Below are 14,575 nucleotides of genomic sequence, written 5' to 3'. Positions count from 1 at the left end.
CCACACCCTCAATTCGACAGGAAGAAGACAATGACGTTCAAAGCTTTGCTCGCCTCCAAGGATGGCGATACGCTCTCCGCGACGATCGTAGACCTGACCGAGGCCGATCTGATGGACGGCGACGTGACAGTCGCTGTGGATTACTCGACCGTGAACTACAAGGACGGGATGGCCGTAACCGGACGACTGCCGGTGATCCAGACGTTTCCGCTCGTTCCCGGCATAGACCTCGCCGGAACGGTGGAAGCGTCCTCCCATCCTGATTTCAAGGTTGGTGACCGGGTGGTTGCCAACGGCTGGGGGCTGAGTCAGACCCATCACGGCGGATATGCGCAGAAGGCCCGGTTGAGCGGCGACTGGCTCGTCAAGCTCCCCGAATCGCTCTCCACGGAGGATGCGATGGCCATCGGCACTGCTGGCTACACGGCCATGCTGTCCGTGCTGGCACTTGAGCATGGCGGGATCACGCCTGATAAAGGCGACATCCTCGTGACGGGAGCCAATGGCGGCGTCGGATCGATCGCCATTGCACTGCTCTCGGGGCTCGGATACCGCGTCATCGCCTCCACGGGCCGACTTGAGGAAACAGCCTATCTGCGGGAACTCGGAGCGGCTGAGATCATTGATCGGAACACATTGTCGGAATCAGGAGCCCCCGTTGCGGCCGAACGCTGGGCCGGTGCGATCGACAGCGTCGGCAGTCATACGCTGGCAAACGTCCTGGCACAGACGAAGTATCGTGGCGTCGTGACCAGTTGTGGGCTTGCCCAGGGTCGCGACCTTCCCGCCACGGTGCTCCCGTTCATTCTCCGCAACATCACCCTTGCCGGCATCGACTCGGTCAATGCCCCGCAGGCAGTGCGTCTGGAAGCATGGGCGCGTCTCGCCCGCGATCTCGATCTCGCGAAACTCGCGCGCACGACGACAGTCATCGGTCTGGCGCAGGTCCCCGGCGTCGCCGAGAGCATTCTGGGCGGGCACGTTCAGGGCCGCACGGTCGTCGACGTCAATCTTTAGGGTTGTCAGGAGAAGCGGAACTTGGTTTTCCCGTAATGACACGCGATCACTGAAGAAGCAGGAGTCAGCCCGGTCTAGCCCGAACTAGGCGGACTCCAAGCGGTTTTGCAGCCGCTCCGCGCACGACGTGTGCGGCCGCAGCGGTGCCAATTGGGCAGTTGTATTGCGCTCACCTCGTGATATTATGATCGTAATGTAATGGAGATTTGAAGGGCGCCTCATGCGATACGAAAAAGGCCGAAAAGACACGTCACGCCGAAGGATCATCGATGTCGCTATCGAGCGGTTTCGCACGGATGGAATTGCGGGCTCGGGTCTTGCGACGATCATGAAGGATGCCGGTCTGACCAATGGCGCCTTCTATCCCCACTTTCCCTCGAAAGCCGATCTCGTCCGGGAAACCTTGTCGGATGCCCTGAGCAAGCAAGCAGTATGGCTGCGCGAGGTGTTGGACGAAGGGGGCCTCGACGGCGTGATCGACTTCTACCTCTCGCCAGAACATCGGGACAATCCAGGACTGGGCTGCGCCTCCGCAGCTCTGCTGCCGGAGCTTGCGCGGCAGCCGGAGGAGACGCGCGGCATGTATGCCGAACAGTCCCGCATCCTTGTGCTCCTGCTTGCCGAAGCGCTTCCAGCAGATGTCGAAGCGAGGGAGGACGTGGCATACGCATTTTTTGCGACACTGATCGGGACACTCCAACTGGCACGGGCGGTCAATAATGAAGTGTCGGGCCGCATTCTGCAGGCTGGAAAGAACGCCTTACGCGCCTTGGCGGGTCTTACGCACTCACCGGCCTTTTGAGCCTGAAATCCATACAAGAGCACGCGCTCTATAAGTGTTCGGACGGGGTCACACTTGGCGTCATTGCCTCCGACAACACCTGAACTTTGCCGCTACGCGGCGAATCAAAACCTTGCCAGCAACGAACCAACAGACCGGAGATTTCCAGTGAAAGCCTATGTCGTCGACAAGTACAAGAAGAAGGGCGCGCTGCGCCTTGCCCAACTGCCGGATCCGCAGGTTCAAAACGGCGACGTCCTCGTTCGCGTCCATGCCACATCCGTCAACCCGCTCGATTCGAAGGTCAGGGACGGCGCTTTCAAGATCTTCCTGCCTTACCGTCCGCCCTTCGTGCTTGGCCATGATGTCGCCGGGACTGTCGTCAAGGTCGGCTCTGGTGTCAACCGCTTCAAGGTCGGCGACGAGATCTATGCACGGCCGAGGGATCACCACGTCGGCACGTTCGCGGAATTCATCGCCATCCACGAAGACGATGTCGCGCTGAAACCCCGAACGCTGACGATGGAAGATGCATCGTCCATCCCGCTGGTCGCGCTGACGGCATGGCAGGCGCTTGTCGATGTCGCCAAGGTGAAGCCGGGCCAGAAAGTCTTCATTCAGGCTGGTTCGGGCGGCGTCGGTACGATCGCGATCCAGCTTGCCAAGCATCTGGGCGCGACGGTCGCGACGACGACGAGTGCCAAGAACGCCGCTCTTGTCAAAAGCCTCGGCGCGGATGTGGTGATCGACTACAAGAGCCAGGACTTCGAAAAGATTCTCTCCGGCTATGATGTCGTGCTGAACAGCCAGGATCCGAAGACGCTTGCGAAATCCCTGAACGTCCTGAAGCGGGGCGGCCACCTCGTGTCGATTTCAGGCCCGCCGGACCCGGCGTTCGCCAAAGATCTTGGTCTGAACGCGCTCTTGAAGCTTGTCGTCCGGCTGTTGAGCCGCAGCGTGCGCAAGAAGGCGAAGAGCCGTAGTGTTCAGTATTCTTTCCTGTTCATGCGGGCCAATGGTCGGCAACTCGAACAGATCGCCGAGTTGATCGACAGTGGGGCCTTGCGCCCCGTCGTGGACAAGATTTTCCCCTTCAAGCAAACGCCCGAGGCTTTGGCCTATGTCGAGACGGGTCGTGTGAAGGGCAAGGTTGTGATCAAGGTCCTGTAGTGTCGCTTTGACGGTAGTGCAGAGGCAGCAATCCTGCCGCGGGTAGGCGGGTCGGGATTTCCTTCCACGCTCCGCAGGTAACAGCGTCTCAATTATGCGCCACTCTGAATCGGTCAGGTCTCCACGAGCCAAAGCATCCTCCTAAAAGGAAGTCTTGAATCATGCTTCAGGCGATTTTGAAATCGGGGCTGGTGACGACTGGTGCCATTTCCATCTCGAAGTCTTCGCAAACCTTGCCATCACGAACTGCGATGCAACCGGAATTAGGCTCGTCGGAACCACCAAATATGGTCCAAGCTGGCTGGCCCTCGGCGGTCATGAACGAAGCTACATAAAGCCCACCTGTCAACGCAATCGAGAACTCCGGGAGCCGCCCATAGATTAAAGCATCTTAAACCTTACGCCCAATCAGCGACTTGAAGACACGGTCCCAACCTGCTTCGTCGCTCCAGCTCCCGCACAGAATGGCGTCTTCACTTTCAATTCGCCAACTCCACTCGATCATGACTGTGCAGTCGCCCCGTGAATTTCCGACAGACCCGTCGCGCTTCACTCGGGGAGACAAGTGGCCAAACTCCAAGAAGATCGCCGAGCCGTGACCTCGCCAGACCGCTGACAACGGTTGCGATATGAGCGCGGATCGGTATTTCTCGAAAATTGCTGAAAACGGTGGCAACGCATCCCCCAAATGCTTGGTGGCTCAAAACTGGAAAACTTTGTCAACAGAGCCTAGAACAGGATGATTTTAGGCCGGGTCGGCCTAAGGTCTGAATCCTGTTCTGCATCATATAGTTAGAGCATGATTTCGTCCGAAAACCGCTCACACTTTTCGGCATCATGCTCTAATCAAAACTGCGGCGGTGTCTGCCCTGCCGTGCGATGGGCGGCAATGACCGTGTTGGCCATCAGCATGGCGATGGTCATCGGCCCGACGCCGCCGGGAACCGGAGTGATGGTGCTGGCGACCGCCGAAACCTCCTCGAAGGCGACGTCGCCGACGAGCCGGGTCTTGCCCTCGCCTCTTTCGGGGGCTGCCACCCGATTGATGCCGACGTCGATGACTGTCGCACCGGGCTTCACCCAATCGGCCCTGACCATCTCCGGCCGGCCGACGGCGGCCACCAGGATATCGGCGTTGCGGCAGACCTCGGCGAGATTCCTGGTCCTGGAATGAGCAATCGTCACCGTCGCATTGGCGTTGAGCAGCAATTGCGCCATCGGCTTGCCGAACAGGTTGGAGCGACCGATGACGACGGCGTTGAGGCCGGAGAGATCCTCGCCATGGGTGCGGCGGACGAAGACCATGGCGCCGGCCGGCGTGCAGGAGACAAGTCCGGTCTTCAGGTCGCCGGTGGCGAGCTTGCCGGCATTGACGACGCTCAGGCCGTCGACATCCTTTTCCGGCAGGATCGACTGGATGATCGCCTCGCTGTCGAGCGGCTTCGGCAAGGGCAGCTGCACCAAAATACCGTGGATCGACGGATCGGCGTTGAGGGTGGCGACGAGAGCTGCCAGCTCCTCCTGTTTCGTCTCGGCCGGCAGCGTGTGCTGAACGGACTTGAAGCCGCACTCCTTGGCCATGCGGCCCTTGGAGCCGACATAGGCGTGGCTTGCCGGGTCGTCGCCGACGATGACGACCGCAAGGCCGGTGGTGACGCCGCTGCTCTTTTCCAGCGCCGCCGTCGCACTCTTGACCGTCTGAATGACCGATGCAGCTACGTTCTTTCCGTCGATTACTGTCGTCACGCGTCTCTCCGCCCTGTTCGCGTCAATCTATGGATACTCGGCGAGCGTCAATTGCCCGCTAACGCCCTATCCTGTCGGAAAGCGGCAAGGCAATAGCAAGCTTGCAAGGAAATGTTCGTTCAGCGCAGCGGCTGCCGCGCTTCGAGCGCATGAACACGAAGCCGGTCGCGCAGGCCGGAGATTTCGGAGCGCAGCAGCTCCATTTCGTCGAGCGGCGCGGGGGCCGGCACAGGCATCGAGGGCAGCGGGGCCTGCGGCCGGGATACGGGCATTTTCTCGTGTGGGGAATCGGCGACGGGCCTACGCAGCCGGAGCAGGAAAGCCGCAGCAAGGCCTATCGCAAGGGCCGCCGCGGCACCGGTCAGCGCGCGGAGACCATCGCTTCCCGATACTGCGGTTGCCAACGCCGGCTTCAGGAGAACGATACGACCGTCGGCGGCCGTTTCCACCGCTGCGGACGTCGCCTCTTCGAGGCGCGAGCGGGCGGCATTCGCCTTTTCTCTGAGTTCGGTCAGGCGTGACAAATCGACGCCGGTGTCCCGGCTCTGGGCGATCAGCGTGTTGCGGCGATCGTTCAGGCCCTTGCGCGCATCGACGGCGGCCTTAGCAGTGAGGTTGGCAGTCTGGGCAAGACGGGTAAGCTCCTTGCCCATATTCTCCTTCAGACCGTCCGTTTCGGCCTGCTGCTGCAAGAGGCGCGGATGGCGCGGACCAAGCTCGGCCGAAAGCTGCGCAAGCGTCGTTTTGGCGACGGAATATTTGTCGCGCCAGTCCTGTAGCGCCGGCGAAAGCATATCAGAGGGGAGCGAGCCGTCGAGCACTTCGGCAAGTTTTGCGGCCTTGAGCCGGTCGGCCTGCGCCTTGGCGGCAAGGATATTCTGGTCTGCCTCTTTCAGATCGGCATCGAGCCGGTCGATCTGGCGGCGAAGATCGATCGCTACCTTGACATTGCCCTCGCCGCTCTTCGCGGTGAAGGCGGCAAGCTCCGCTTTCACTTCGTCATAGGTTTTACGCAAGGCGGCATCGGTCTCGACGTTGCCGCCGGCTCCGTCTGCTGCGGACACCGCTTCGGCAAGCCTTGCGGCGATGCGCATGGATTTGCCGCTGTCGCCGGTCGTCACCCTGACGAGGATGGTGCCGGCGGCGGCATCGGGCAGTATCTCGACCGCATGTTTCAGCGTCGCCTCGGCGCGCGAGGCCGGATCGGCAGCAGCACCGGTCGCCGAGAGCAGATCGAGCGCGACGCCGAGCGCATTGGCGCTGGCGCCGGCAAATTCGGGATCATGATCGAGTTTCAGGGCGGCCACCGTCGAAGCAACCACCCGCGCCGACAGCAGCCCTTTCGCCGCGGCCTGGGTGAAGGCAGCGCGGCTTGCTACATCGCTCTTCACCGCAAGTGTCGCCTCGGCACGATAGAGGGCGGGCGAAGCTGGCATCAGCGCCGGCAAGCCCGCGCCGATGATCGTCGCGGCGGCCACCATCATCGCAAGGCCGATCCCGCTCGCCCGACGCAGCGGCGCTACCGACCGGGGGTCGGCGGGCTCTTCACGGACAGCGGCCAGGGGTGCGGGTGAGATCATCGGCTGGTCGGCCGGAACGCCCAGCTCTTCATCGCCCGCCGGCTCCTGAGGAAGCGGATGGCCGACGTCGTTGGCGGCCCGGAGGCGGTTGCCGAGGATGGTTTCGATGCGGTCGACCAGCGGTGCGGTGCGCGCCGCACTGGCGCGCTGTTCTTCCAGCGCGCGGCCGATGGCGCGCAGTAATTCGGCCTCGGGCGGCGCGATATCAGGCCGGCTCGACTGGGGCGGAGCATAGGAATCGCCATGGGGGCGCGGCCCTGCGGCTGCGCGATCCTGGAAGCTGTTTCTGGCCCTGATATCGTACATTTGCGCCACATCTCATGCACATGATGGCCGAGTTCGCTCATCCGCACGAATGCAGATGATTAAACGACTCTAAATATTCATGGCAAAGAAATGGTTAACCGCAGCGGGCAAGAATTGCTAAGCCACGCATCCTGTTAGACACGCGGCGCTATAAGCTCAGCTCGCCTTCTTATGGTCCGACCGCGGCTGCAGCGCGCTGCCATGCTCTTCCGGATAGCTGAGGATCCTTTCGCGCCGGCGGAAGCGGTAGCGCAGAACATGGAAGAGGAAGACCGGGATGCCGACGATGTAACGGCGCCAGAGGCGCGTCGGCTCCTGCAGCAGGCGATAGGCCCATTCCAGACGCATCATCCGCACTGTTTTCGGCGCGCGGGGCACGGCGCCGGAGACGAAGTCGAAGAGAGCGCCCACCGTCAACACCAGCCGCGCATGATCGGCGCGGATATTGTTGTGAACCCATTTCTCCTGCAGCGGCGTTCCCATGCCGACAATCAGGATATCGACCTTCTGGCGCTCGAGCTCCTCGATGACATCAGTTGGATCGACCTTGTCGAAATAGCCGTCGGAGACGACGACGAATTCATGCCAAGGCGTGTGCCTGCGGAAATTTTCTGCCGCCGCCTCGACGACCGTGCGCGTGCCGCCGATGAGGCCGATGCGGCGCGGGGCCTCCATGAAGGTCAGGAAGGCCGGCACAAAATCGGTGCCGTTCAGATTGGCGGGAAACGGCGCACCATGGGCGATTTGCGATGCGATGTTGAGGCCGATACCGTCAGGCAGCACCAGATTGTGCGACATAATCCGGTAATATTCGTCGTCGCGTAGCGTCGTCAGCATGTTGTGGGCGTTGACGAAGCAAACCACGGTCTGGCCGACGGGAATGGAGGCCAGCTCGTTGATGAAAACGAGGGCGTCGTCCCAGCCGAGATCGCAGACCGGCAGATCGAAGATCGTCCGCCGCGATGCGAGCACCGCGAAGTTTGCAATCAGATTCATTCCTACCTCCTGCCGAGGGTGCTGCATGCGCCCGACATCCCGGAAAACAAGCCCATATTTCCGCACCGGAGGTCTCGAAAGGACCGGTCGCGTCCCGCCGGTGCGCGTCCCTCCGATCCCGGATAAGCGGCGCATGCCAAGCTGTGACACCTGATATAACAGGACGGTTTCAAACAACCCTTAGGAAAATTCCTTGAATTTCCATGCTCGCATAAGTGGTTTATTAACCACGCGCGCCAACGGCAAACGGCGCCCGAGGGCGCCGTTTGCCGTCAATGATATGATAGTCGTTAATGGGCCGCTGGCGCCGGTGCTTCGGCGGCCGGTGCGGTCTCGACGATCTTGACCGGTGCACCCACCTTCTTCAGCTGACCGGCGGAGCTTTCCTTGACCTCTTCCTTGGAAAGATAGTCGAGCTGCTCCAGCATCACGTCGGCGACGTATTCGCCACCGAGGCGTTCGTTCATGCCCTTCTTGATCTCTTCGCGAAAAGCGTTCGGATCGAAGGATTTGATGTGGGCGATATCGACCATCTTGTTGCCGACCAGCAGGCTGAAAAGCTCGTCCGTCGTCATCTCGCTCAGTGGCAGCGTCACGCCTTTCAGCATGTCCTTGTTCATCATGAACGAAACGCGGCCGAGGAAATAGCCGGTGATCGCACCGTTGCCGATGATCGGCACCGTGATCGTTTCGCCCTTCACCAGTTCAAGCGCGCTCTGCTTGGAATCCGTTGCTGCGGGCGCCGGCGCGGTCGCCAAGTACACCGAGAAATAGACCGAGGCCAAGGTGATGGCGCAAACCCAGACACCGGTGAGGACGAGCTTGACCATCAGTTTCCACGCGCGGCAAATTGTTCCTGGGAATAGGTGCCGTCGGCGTCGGCGTCCTGAACTGCATTCTTCAGCAGGTCGGCGACAGCGCGAACCGCTTCGAGATGCGCCTCAACGCGACGGGCATTGAGAACCAGCTTCTTCTTTAGGCCGTGCAGCTGATCGAGATGGGCAGCGGCAAGCTCGGCCGGATCGGTGTCGCGAAAAAGCGTCGACAGCTCGTAGAGGCAGCGGCTCTTATGGGCATTGGAGACCTTGAGATCGAACTGCGGGTCGTTGCCGATCCGGGTGTTCTCATTGTCGATGATCATTTCGAGGCGTCCGAGAACGGATTTGATCCTGTATTCGTTCGAAATTATTTCCATGATACCCTCGGTTATGCTTCGCTTAGAGCATGATGCGAAAAACGTACGGAGTTTTCGGACAACAGCATGCTCTAACTGTTAACTGGAACGGGATTCGGATTTTTGGCCAACCGGCCTAAGATCATCCTGTTCTATCGGTCTTGGCTTCGGCGGTCGGCGTGCCAAAGGTCTTACGCTGGAAGTCGTCGATCATGCTGAGCGCGGTGTTGCGGTCATCGTCGTCTGTGGAGGCATTGACGATCTTGCCTTCCTGCCGGCGCAGAAGTTCGCTGTACATCTGCTTGGCAATGCCGATGCCGTCACCCTTGGCCATGGTGTTGCCGAGCTGCTCGGCCATCATGCCTTTCCAGATATCGCCGGTCGCGCCCTTGCCGTAGACCTCTTCGCTTTCGCTCGGCAGCATGGACTTGACGAAATTTTGCAGGACCATGGCTTCGAACTTCCGGTAGCTTTCCGGAACTTCCTCGGTCTTGGTGCGGTTCTGGACGTTGGCGAGGCCGCTCTTCTGGCCGACATGATCGAGAACGTCGACCGTATTGGAGAAGCCTTTGCCATTTTCGGCGAGACTCGTTGCGGCAAAGGCCGCACGATTTGCCTTCAACTTTTCCTGGGCCGCCTGAACCTCCATGGGGTCGGCAGCTTTGACAACGTCCAGGACCAGATCACTGGGAGGCGAAATAGCCACGTTACAATCCTCTGAATTTAAGATCGTAACGACTATGGTTTTTGAAGCTTGCTGGAGGCTGGCGTTGCGAATTGCTGATCGATGACATCGTAGACGGCGTTGTCATCGGCCTCGCGGCGCTCGGCCTCGAGTGCTTCCTTCATGCCCTCTTCAAAGCGGTCACCCTTGGCGCGCTCGCGCGCCAGCCGCATCTCGTGGATCTGCTGCATGCCGGTCAGCTGCTGGTCCTTGATGCTGAGCCTGCCGAATCGGTCGGCGTAATTCTGCGAGAAGGCATGGTGGACGGGGTCCATCGAGCCGAGCGCGAGGATGACGTCGTCCATCGCCACATTCACCTCGACACGCTGGCGGCTGGTTTCGGCCAGATCGTTCTCGGCCATTCTTTCGATATGCCGCTGCACCGAGAGCAGCCGCTTGAGCTTCTGGGAGCGCTTCTTTTCAATCATATCGGCCTCATCGCCCGATATAGATCGAGGCGAAGGACTGGCCGAACTGGCTGACCATCGCCGCAATCGAGAAATAGATCAGGAAGAGCCCGCCCATCAGCAGATAGGGCGTGGAGATGAAGTAGACCGGGATCTGCGGCGCCAGCTTGTTGATGAAACCGATCGAGACGTTGAAGATCAAGCCGTAGATCAAGAAGGGGCTCGACAGCCGCAGCATGATGTAGGTGGTCTGCTCCAGCGTGTCGGTAAAGGATATCAGCGTCGCGCGCATCTGCATCATACCGCCGAATGGCATGGTCGTGTAGGAATCGATCAGCGCGCGGAAGACGATGTGATGGAAATCCATGATGAAGAGGATCATCATGCCGGCAAAGGTGATAAAGGCCGACAGGCTGGTCTCCGGCGTATCTTCGATGACGTCGGCGGAGCCCGGCTGGGTGTAACCGACCATCATGGCGGTGATCGAGGCGGCGAACTGCATGCCGAGCGTGTAGATCCTCGCCAGCATGCCATACATCACGCCGATCAGCGATTCGCTGAAGATCAGGCCGATATAGGTTCCGGCACCGGTGTGAACGGCCGGATAGACAGTATCCCAGAGCAACGGCATGACGGCGATCGAAAGCGCGCTGGCGATGAAGACGCGCAGCTGTGCGGGAACGCGCGCCGAGGAAAAACCCGGAAGAGCCAGCACACAGCCACCGATCCGGCAGAAAACCAGAAACAGCGCGAGAACGGTCCCTTGCGGGTCTGTTATCATGAAATAGAGCCCAAAATCTTTATCTCGATGCCCTTGGCCAGTTCGACATGCGACAGGACCGGGAGCGTAGCGAACAGCCTCTCGATGATCATGCGTACATAGGAGCGTGTTTCCGGCGACGTGACAAGTGCGAATGGCAGGCCGCGATCCATGAACTCACGGATAACTTTGGTGGCCTGCTCGCTGAACTCCTCCAGGCTGCGCGGATCGATGTCGAATTCGATCACCTCGCCCTTGGCGTCGCGCTTCAGCGCCTGGTGGAAAGCCAGATCCCATTTGCTGCCCAGCCGCAGCACGCGAAGCACGCCGTTGTCGGCGAGGTCGCCGCAGAGCTGCTGGGCCATGCGGATGCGGACATGCTCGACGATCTGCTCGGTCTTCCTGACATGCGGGGCGAGCTCGGCCACCGCCTCGAGGATAAGGTGCAGGTTGCGGATCGAGACACGTTCGGCAAGCAGCAGCTTGAGCACCGCCTGCAGGCCCGAATAGGACATGTGCGACGAGCAGATCTCGTCGGCAAGCTTCTTGTATTCGGGATCGAGCCGATCGATCAGCACCTTGACGTCCTTATAGGACAGAAGCTGCGGCAGGTTGTTGCGGATGACCTCGCTCATATGGGTCAGCACGACGGAGACATTGTCGATCGGCTGAAAGCCCTCGCGTTTCAGATCGTCGGCGAAGTTTTCGAGGATGGAGACGGCAGGCATACCGAAAGCAGGTTCGCGGATTTCGTCGCCGGGAATGCTCGGCCGGCGGCCAGCACCGGTAACGACGAGGACTTCGCCGACGCGCAGCAGGTTGGAAGCGACCGTCGTGCCGTGGATGCGGATCTGATAGGACTTTTCAGCGATGGCGATATCGTCGGTCACCTTGATCTCGGGCACGACGAAGCCGTATTGCGTGGCGAACTTCTTGCGCATCTTGCCAACGCGGAAGGCGAGCTCCTGGTGGGCGCCGAGCAGGCGCGTCGAGACCATCTTGCCGAGTGCGAGCTCGATTTCGGAGGTGCGCAGCACCGCCTTGACCGAATCCTTTTCCAGCTCCTTATTCTGGACGACCTTCTTTTCTTCCTGCTCGCGGCGAAGCATGTTCTCTGCCTCGACCTGACGCGGGATGAACCAGGCGCCGAAGGCGAGAAGACCGCCGAGGACCACGAAGGGGATAAACGGCAGACCCGGCATCAGAGCCAGGATGAACATCAGCACCGCCGAGACGGAAAGCGCACGGGGATAACCGCTCAACTGGTTGACGACCGCCTGGTCGGTGGAGCCGGTGGTGCCGCCGCGGGAGACGAGAAGGCCGGCGGCGAGCGAAACGATGAGGGCCGGCATCTGCGAGACGAGGCCGTCGCCGACGGAGAGCTTGACGAAGACGTCGGCCGCTTCGCCGATCGGCATACCGTGGCGGAAGTAGCCGATGATGATGCCACCGAAGATGTTGATGCAGGTGATGATGAGGCCGGCGACGGCATCGCCGCGCACGAATTTCGACGCACCGTCCATCGCACCGAAGAACGAGCTTTCCTCCTCGAGTTCCCGGCGCCGGCGCTGGGCTTCCCTCTCGTCGATGATGCCGGCCGAAAGATCGGCGTCGATCGACATCTGCTTACCGGGAATGGCGTCCAGGGTGAAACGCGCGCCGACTTCGGCGATACGCGTGGCGCCCTTGGTGATGACGATGAAGTTGATGGTGATGAGGATCAGGAAGACGATCAGACCGATGACGAAGTCGCCGGACATCACCAGGCTCGCGAAACCGGCGATGACGCCGCCCGCTGCGTCATGGCCTTCATTTCCGTGGGATAGGATGACGCGTGTTGTCGCGATGTTCAGCGCCAGCCGGGTCATCGTTGCGATCAGCAGAATGGTCGGGAAAGACGAGAAATCGAGCGGCTTCTGGATCCACAGCGCGACCATCAGGATCAGCACCGAGAAGGCGATCGAGAAGGCCAGTCCCATATCGATCAGGAACGGCGGGATCGGCAGGAAGAGAATGCAGATGATGCCGATGATGCCGAGGGCAAATCCAACATCGCGCAGGTTGGGGGCGACTTTTGGAAGGGGGAGTGCAGGTGGTTGCGCCATGACGATTCCGTCTCTTCATGAGAGGAGGCGGGCATGCGGCCCGCCCAATTCGGATCGAGAATTAAATGGCGAAGCTTGCGCGAAGGTGGCTCAGAGCGGTTCAGCTTCTCATGGAAGCGTAGACCCGCTCTAACCTTTGTTTTTACGCAATCCCCCGGCAAAAGCGCTTCGCGCTTTGCCTGCCAAAACCGCAGCGCAATTTTGCTGGAATTGCTCTAGAAACCTGACTGGATGCGCGAGAAGACCAGATTGGTAAAAATCGAAATCTGCGAGCCGACGAAGGGTGCTGTGACCCCGACGGTGATCAGCACCGCGACGATCTTCGGCACGAAGGTCAGTGTCGCTTCCTGCACCTGGGTCAGCGCCTGGATCAAGGCAATGACGAGACCCACCACCATCGCCGCGATGACGGCGGGACCGGCGGCAATCAGGACGGTCCAGATCGCCGCCTGAAACAGATCCAATGCATCAGCTTCATTCATCCGAAGGCAACCTCATATCGCCTTGAAGCGGCCCCGCCGTGGCCGGACCGCCATTGATTGGTATCACCCGACTTATGCGGCGCGCCGGCGCCGTGGGTATCAGGTATCGCTGGTGTCGGTCGACGTGGTCGGCGCCTTGTCGGCAATAGTGATTCCCGCCTGCACGAGTATATTCCCGCCAGCCGTGGTTGTCGCAATGATTCCGTCGGAATAAACCTTGACGGATTCGATGGTGCCCTTGACCTTACCGTCGGCGCTTTCCATGTATTTGCCGACGTAGCTGCTGGCCTGAGTAAGGCTCGAGCTTGCCAGAAGCGTGTCCAGCTTGGTGTTGGTCTGGATCGTCTGTTCGACCTGCGAGAAGCTCGCCAGCTGCGACATCTGCTCGCTGGCATCCATCGGATCGGTCGGATCCTGGTTCTTCATCTGCGCGATGAGCAGTTGAAGAAAATTGTCGTAGTTCAGCGTCGCCTTCGTCTGGGCCGTGTTCGTTGTGGTCGTCGAACTCGTTTTGGCCACGTTCGATGTTGCATCTACCGCCATGGTGCAATCTCCCTGCGAATCTGCTCGACCATCGTCGGCGGCATTTCGTGGTTGTTGAGGATATTGTCTTCGATGGCGTAAAGGCCGCGGATCGCCTTGAGTGCGTCGAAGGCACGGCCTGTCGAGACGAGCGCATCGATGCGCTTCAGTTCGGCGAGGATTTCCTCGTTCTTGAAGCAGGAGAGCAGCATGGTGATCGACTTGCGGAACAACGCCGTCGACTGGTCCTTGCCCTCAGGGTTGATGAGGATCATCTGCGCGATGAAATAGAGCTGACGCAGCGGCGTCGTGGCGCCCTCCGGCTGGAGGACGTGGTTTTCGAGAAGGAACGTCACATCATTCAGGAATTCCAGCGCGACCTTGCGGTCGACGCGCAGGACGGCGCCGTTGATGAAGATTCTTTCTCCGGCTTTCAGAGAGATGCGAAGTGTGCTTTTCATTTAAGTCCATCCCTGATGATGGTGGTAACGTCGATGATGCCCTGGTAGTTATTAGACTGACGTTTTCTGATCCTGTCGCATTCCTTCAATATCCAGATCGCGATCGAGATGAGGTTGGCCCTGAGCCCGATCTCCAGCTGGTTGTCGGGATGTTTGAGATCCTCGATGAAGCTGATCCAGACCCGGCGGGTATAAAACAGGGCTTCAATGGCTTCCCGGCCGTATTTTTCCTTTTCGCGCGCCGCCGCCAGCAGGTCTATGGACCGGTCAAGAACCTGCCATTCCCGCTCTTTCGCGTCGGCCACCGAGTCCTGCATGACTTCGGCATATGAGAACTGATACAT

The 14,575-nt window shown here is 60.1% G+C and carries 17 protein-coding genes; 3 read left to right on the top strand and 14 right to left on the bottom strand.

What is annotated here, in order from left to right; translation table 11 throughout:
* Positions 1 to 30 precede the first annotated feature (30 nt).
* From acuI to RWK44_RS11455, 3 genes are all read left to right on the top strand, one after another.
* Complete coding sequence (acuI, locus tag RWK44_RS11465; protein WP_131664736.1) at positions 31 to 1,017, top strand: acrylyl-CoA reductase (NADPH); 987 nt, start codon at positions 31 to 33, stop codon at positions 1,015 to 1,017.
* A 220-nt stretch (positions 1,018 to 1,237) separates the two neighbouring features.
* Complete coding sequence (locus RWK44_RS11460; RefSeq protein WP_131664735.1) at positions 1,238 to 1,819, top strand: TetR/AcrR family transcriptional regulator; 582 nt, start codon at positions 1,238 to 1,240, stop codon at positions 1,817 to 1,819.
* A gap of 147 nt (positions 1,820 to 1,966) precedes the next feature.
* Entirely contained in the window at positions 1,967 to 2,968 is a 1,002-nt protein-coding gene (locus RWK44_RS11455; protein ID WP_131664734.1) for an NADP-dependent oxidoreductase, read from the top strand.
* 166 nt (positions 2,969 to 3,134) lie between these two features.
* Here the strand turns inward: RWK44_RS11455 and RWK44_RS11450 are convergent, their stop codons facing one another.
* From RWK44_RS11450 to flaF, 14 genes are all read right to left on the bottom strand, one after another.
* Positions 3,135 to 3,287, bottom strand: coding sequence for a hypothetical protein (locus RWK44_RS11450; RefSeq protein ID WP_316028810.1), 153 nt, complete (start codon positions 3,285 to 3,287; stop codon positions 3,135 to 3,137).
* A gap of 527 nt (positions 3,288 to 3,814) precedes the next feature.
* A complete protein-coding gene (gene folD / locus RWK44_RS11445; protein ID WP_131664733.1) occupies positions 3,815 to 4,714 on the bottom strand; it encodes a bifunctional methylenetetrahydrofolate dehydrogenase/methenyltetrahydrofolate cyclohydrolase FolD in 900 nt (299 codons plus the stop codon).
* A 119-nt stretch (positions 4,715 to 4,833) separates the two neighbouring features.
* A complete protein-coding gene (locus tag RWK44_RS11440; RefSeq protein WP_316028809.1) occupies positions 4,834 to 6,600 on the bottom strand; it encodes a succinoglycan biosynthesis protein exop in 1,767 nt (588 codons plus the stop codon).
* 156 nt (positions 6,601 to 6,756) lie between these two features.
* Positions 6,757 to 7,596: a WecB/TagA/CpsF family glycosyltransferase gene (locus RWK44_RS11435; RefSeq protein WP_077977644.1), complete on the bottom strand. Its 840-nt coding sequence runs from the start codon at positions 7,594 to 7,596 to the stop codon at positions 6,757 to 6,759.
* 290 nt (positions 7,597 to 7,886) lie between these two features.
* On the bottom strand, positions 7,887 to 8,426 hold the full coding sequence (locus tag RWK44_RS11430; protein WP_131642117.1) for a hypothetical protein: 540 nt from the start codon (positions 8,424 to 8,426) through the stop codon (positions 7,887 to 7,889).
* Positions 8,426 to 8,791 (bottom strand): hypothetical protein, encoded by a 366-nt coding sequence (locus RWK44_RS11425; RefSeq protein WP_017959015.1) that lies wholly within the window; start codon positions 8,789 to 8,791, stop codon positions 8,426 to 8,428. The genes RWK44_RS11430 and RWK44_RS11425 overlap by 1 nt, the downstream gene beginning before the upstream one ends.
* 121 nt (positions 8,792 to 8,912) lie before the next feature.
* Entirely contained in the window at positions 8,913 to 9,476 is a 564-nt protein-coding gene (locus RWK44_RS11420) for a rod-binding protein (RefSeq protein WP_077977640.1), read from the bottom strand.
* Between the two features lie 32 nt (positions 9,477 to 9,508).
* On the bottom strand, positions 9,509 to 9,922 hold the full coding sequence (locus RWK44_RS11415; RefSeq protein WP_077977638.1) for a hypothetical protein: 414 nt from the start codon (positions 9,920 to 9,922) through the stop codon (positions 9,509 to 9,511).
* Between the two features lie 7 nt (positions 9,923 to 9,929).
* A complete protein-coding gene (locus tag RWK44_RS11410; protein ID WP_077977636.1) occupies positions 9,930 to 10,682 on the bottom strand; it encodes a flagellar biosynthetic protein FliR in 753 nt (250 codons plus the stop codon).
* Positions 10,679 to 12,766, bottom strand: coding sequence for a flagellar biosynthesis protein FlhA (flhA, locus tag RWK44_RS11405; protein ID WP_077977635.1), 2,088 nt, complete (start codon positions 12,764 to 12,766; stop codon positions 10,679 to 10,681). The genes RWK44_RS11410 and flhA overlap by 4 nt, the downstream gene beginning before the upstream one ends.
* Before the next feature lie 215 nt (positions 12,767 to 12,981).
* The gene (gene fliQ, locus RWK44_RS11400) at positions 12,982 to 13,248 is read right to left on the bottom strand and encodes a flagellar biosynthesis protein FliQ (RefSeq protein WP_009992823.1); all 267 of its coding nucleotides are present in this window, start codon (positions 13,246 to 13,248) and stop codon (positions 12,982 to 12,984) included.
* Positions 13,249 to 13,347: 99 nt separating this feature from the next.
* On the bottom strand, positions 13,348 to 13,791 hold the full coding sequence (gene flgD / locus RWK44_RS11395; protein ID WP_017959010.1) for a flagellar hook assembly protein FlgD: 444 nt from the start codon (positions 13,789 to 13,791) through the stop codon (positions 13,348 to 13,350).
* On the bottom strand, positions 13,782 to 14,231 hold the full coding sequence (gene flbT, locus RWK44_RS11390; protein ID WP_017959009.1) for a flagellar biosynthesis repressor FlbT: 450 nt from the start codon (positions 14,229 to 14,231) through the stop codon (positions 13,782 to 13,784). Before flbT ends, flgD begins: the two co-directional genes overlap by 10 nt.
* The gene (flaF, locus tag RWK44_RS11385) at positions 14,228 to 14,575 is read right to left on the bottom strand and encodes a flagellar biosynthesis regulator FlaF (protein ID WP_003556569.1); all 348 of its coding nucleotides are present in this window, start codon (positions 14,573 to 14,575) and stop codon (positions 14,228 to 14,230) included. Before flaF ends, flbT begins: the two co-directional genes overlap by 4 nt.

This window comes from Rhizobium sp. 25PS6 (assembly GCF_032464655.1).
Taxonomy (GTDB): Bacteria; Pseudomonadota; Alphaproteobacteria; order Rhizobiales; family Rhizobiaceae; genus Rhizobium; species Rhizobium laguerreae.
The sequence above is the reverse complement of the archived record's forward strand: the minus strand, read 5'-3'. Positions and strand labels throughout refer to the sequence as shown.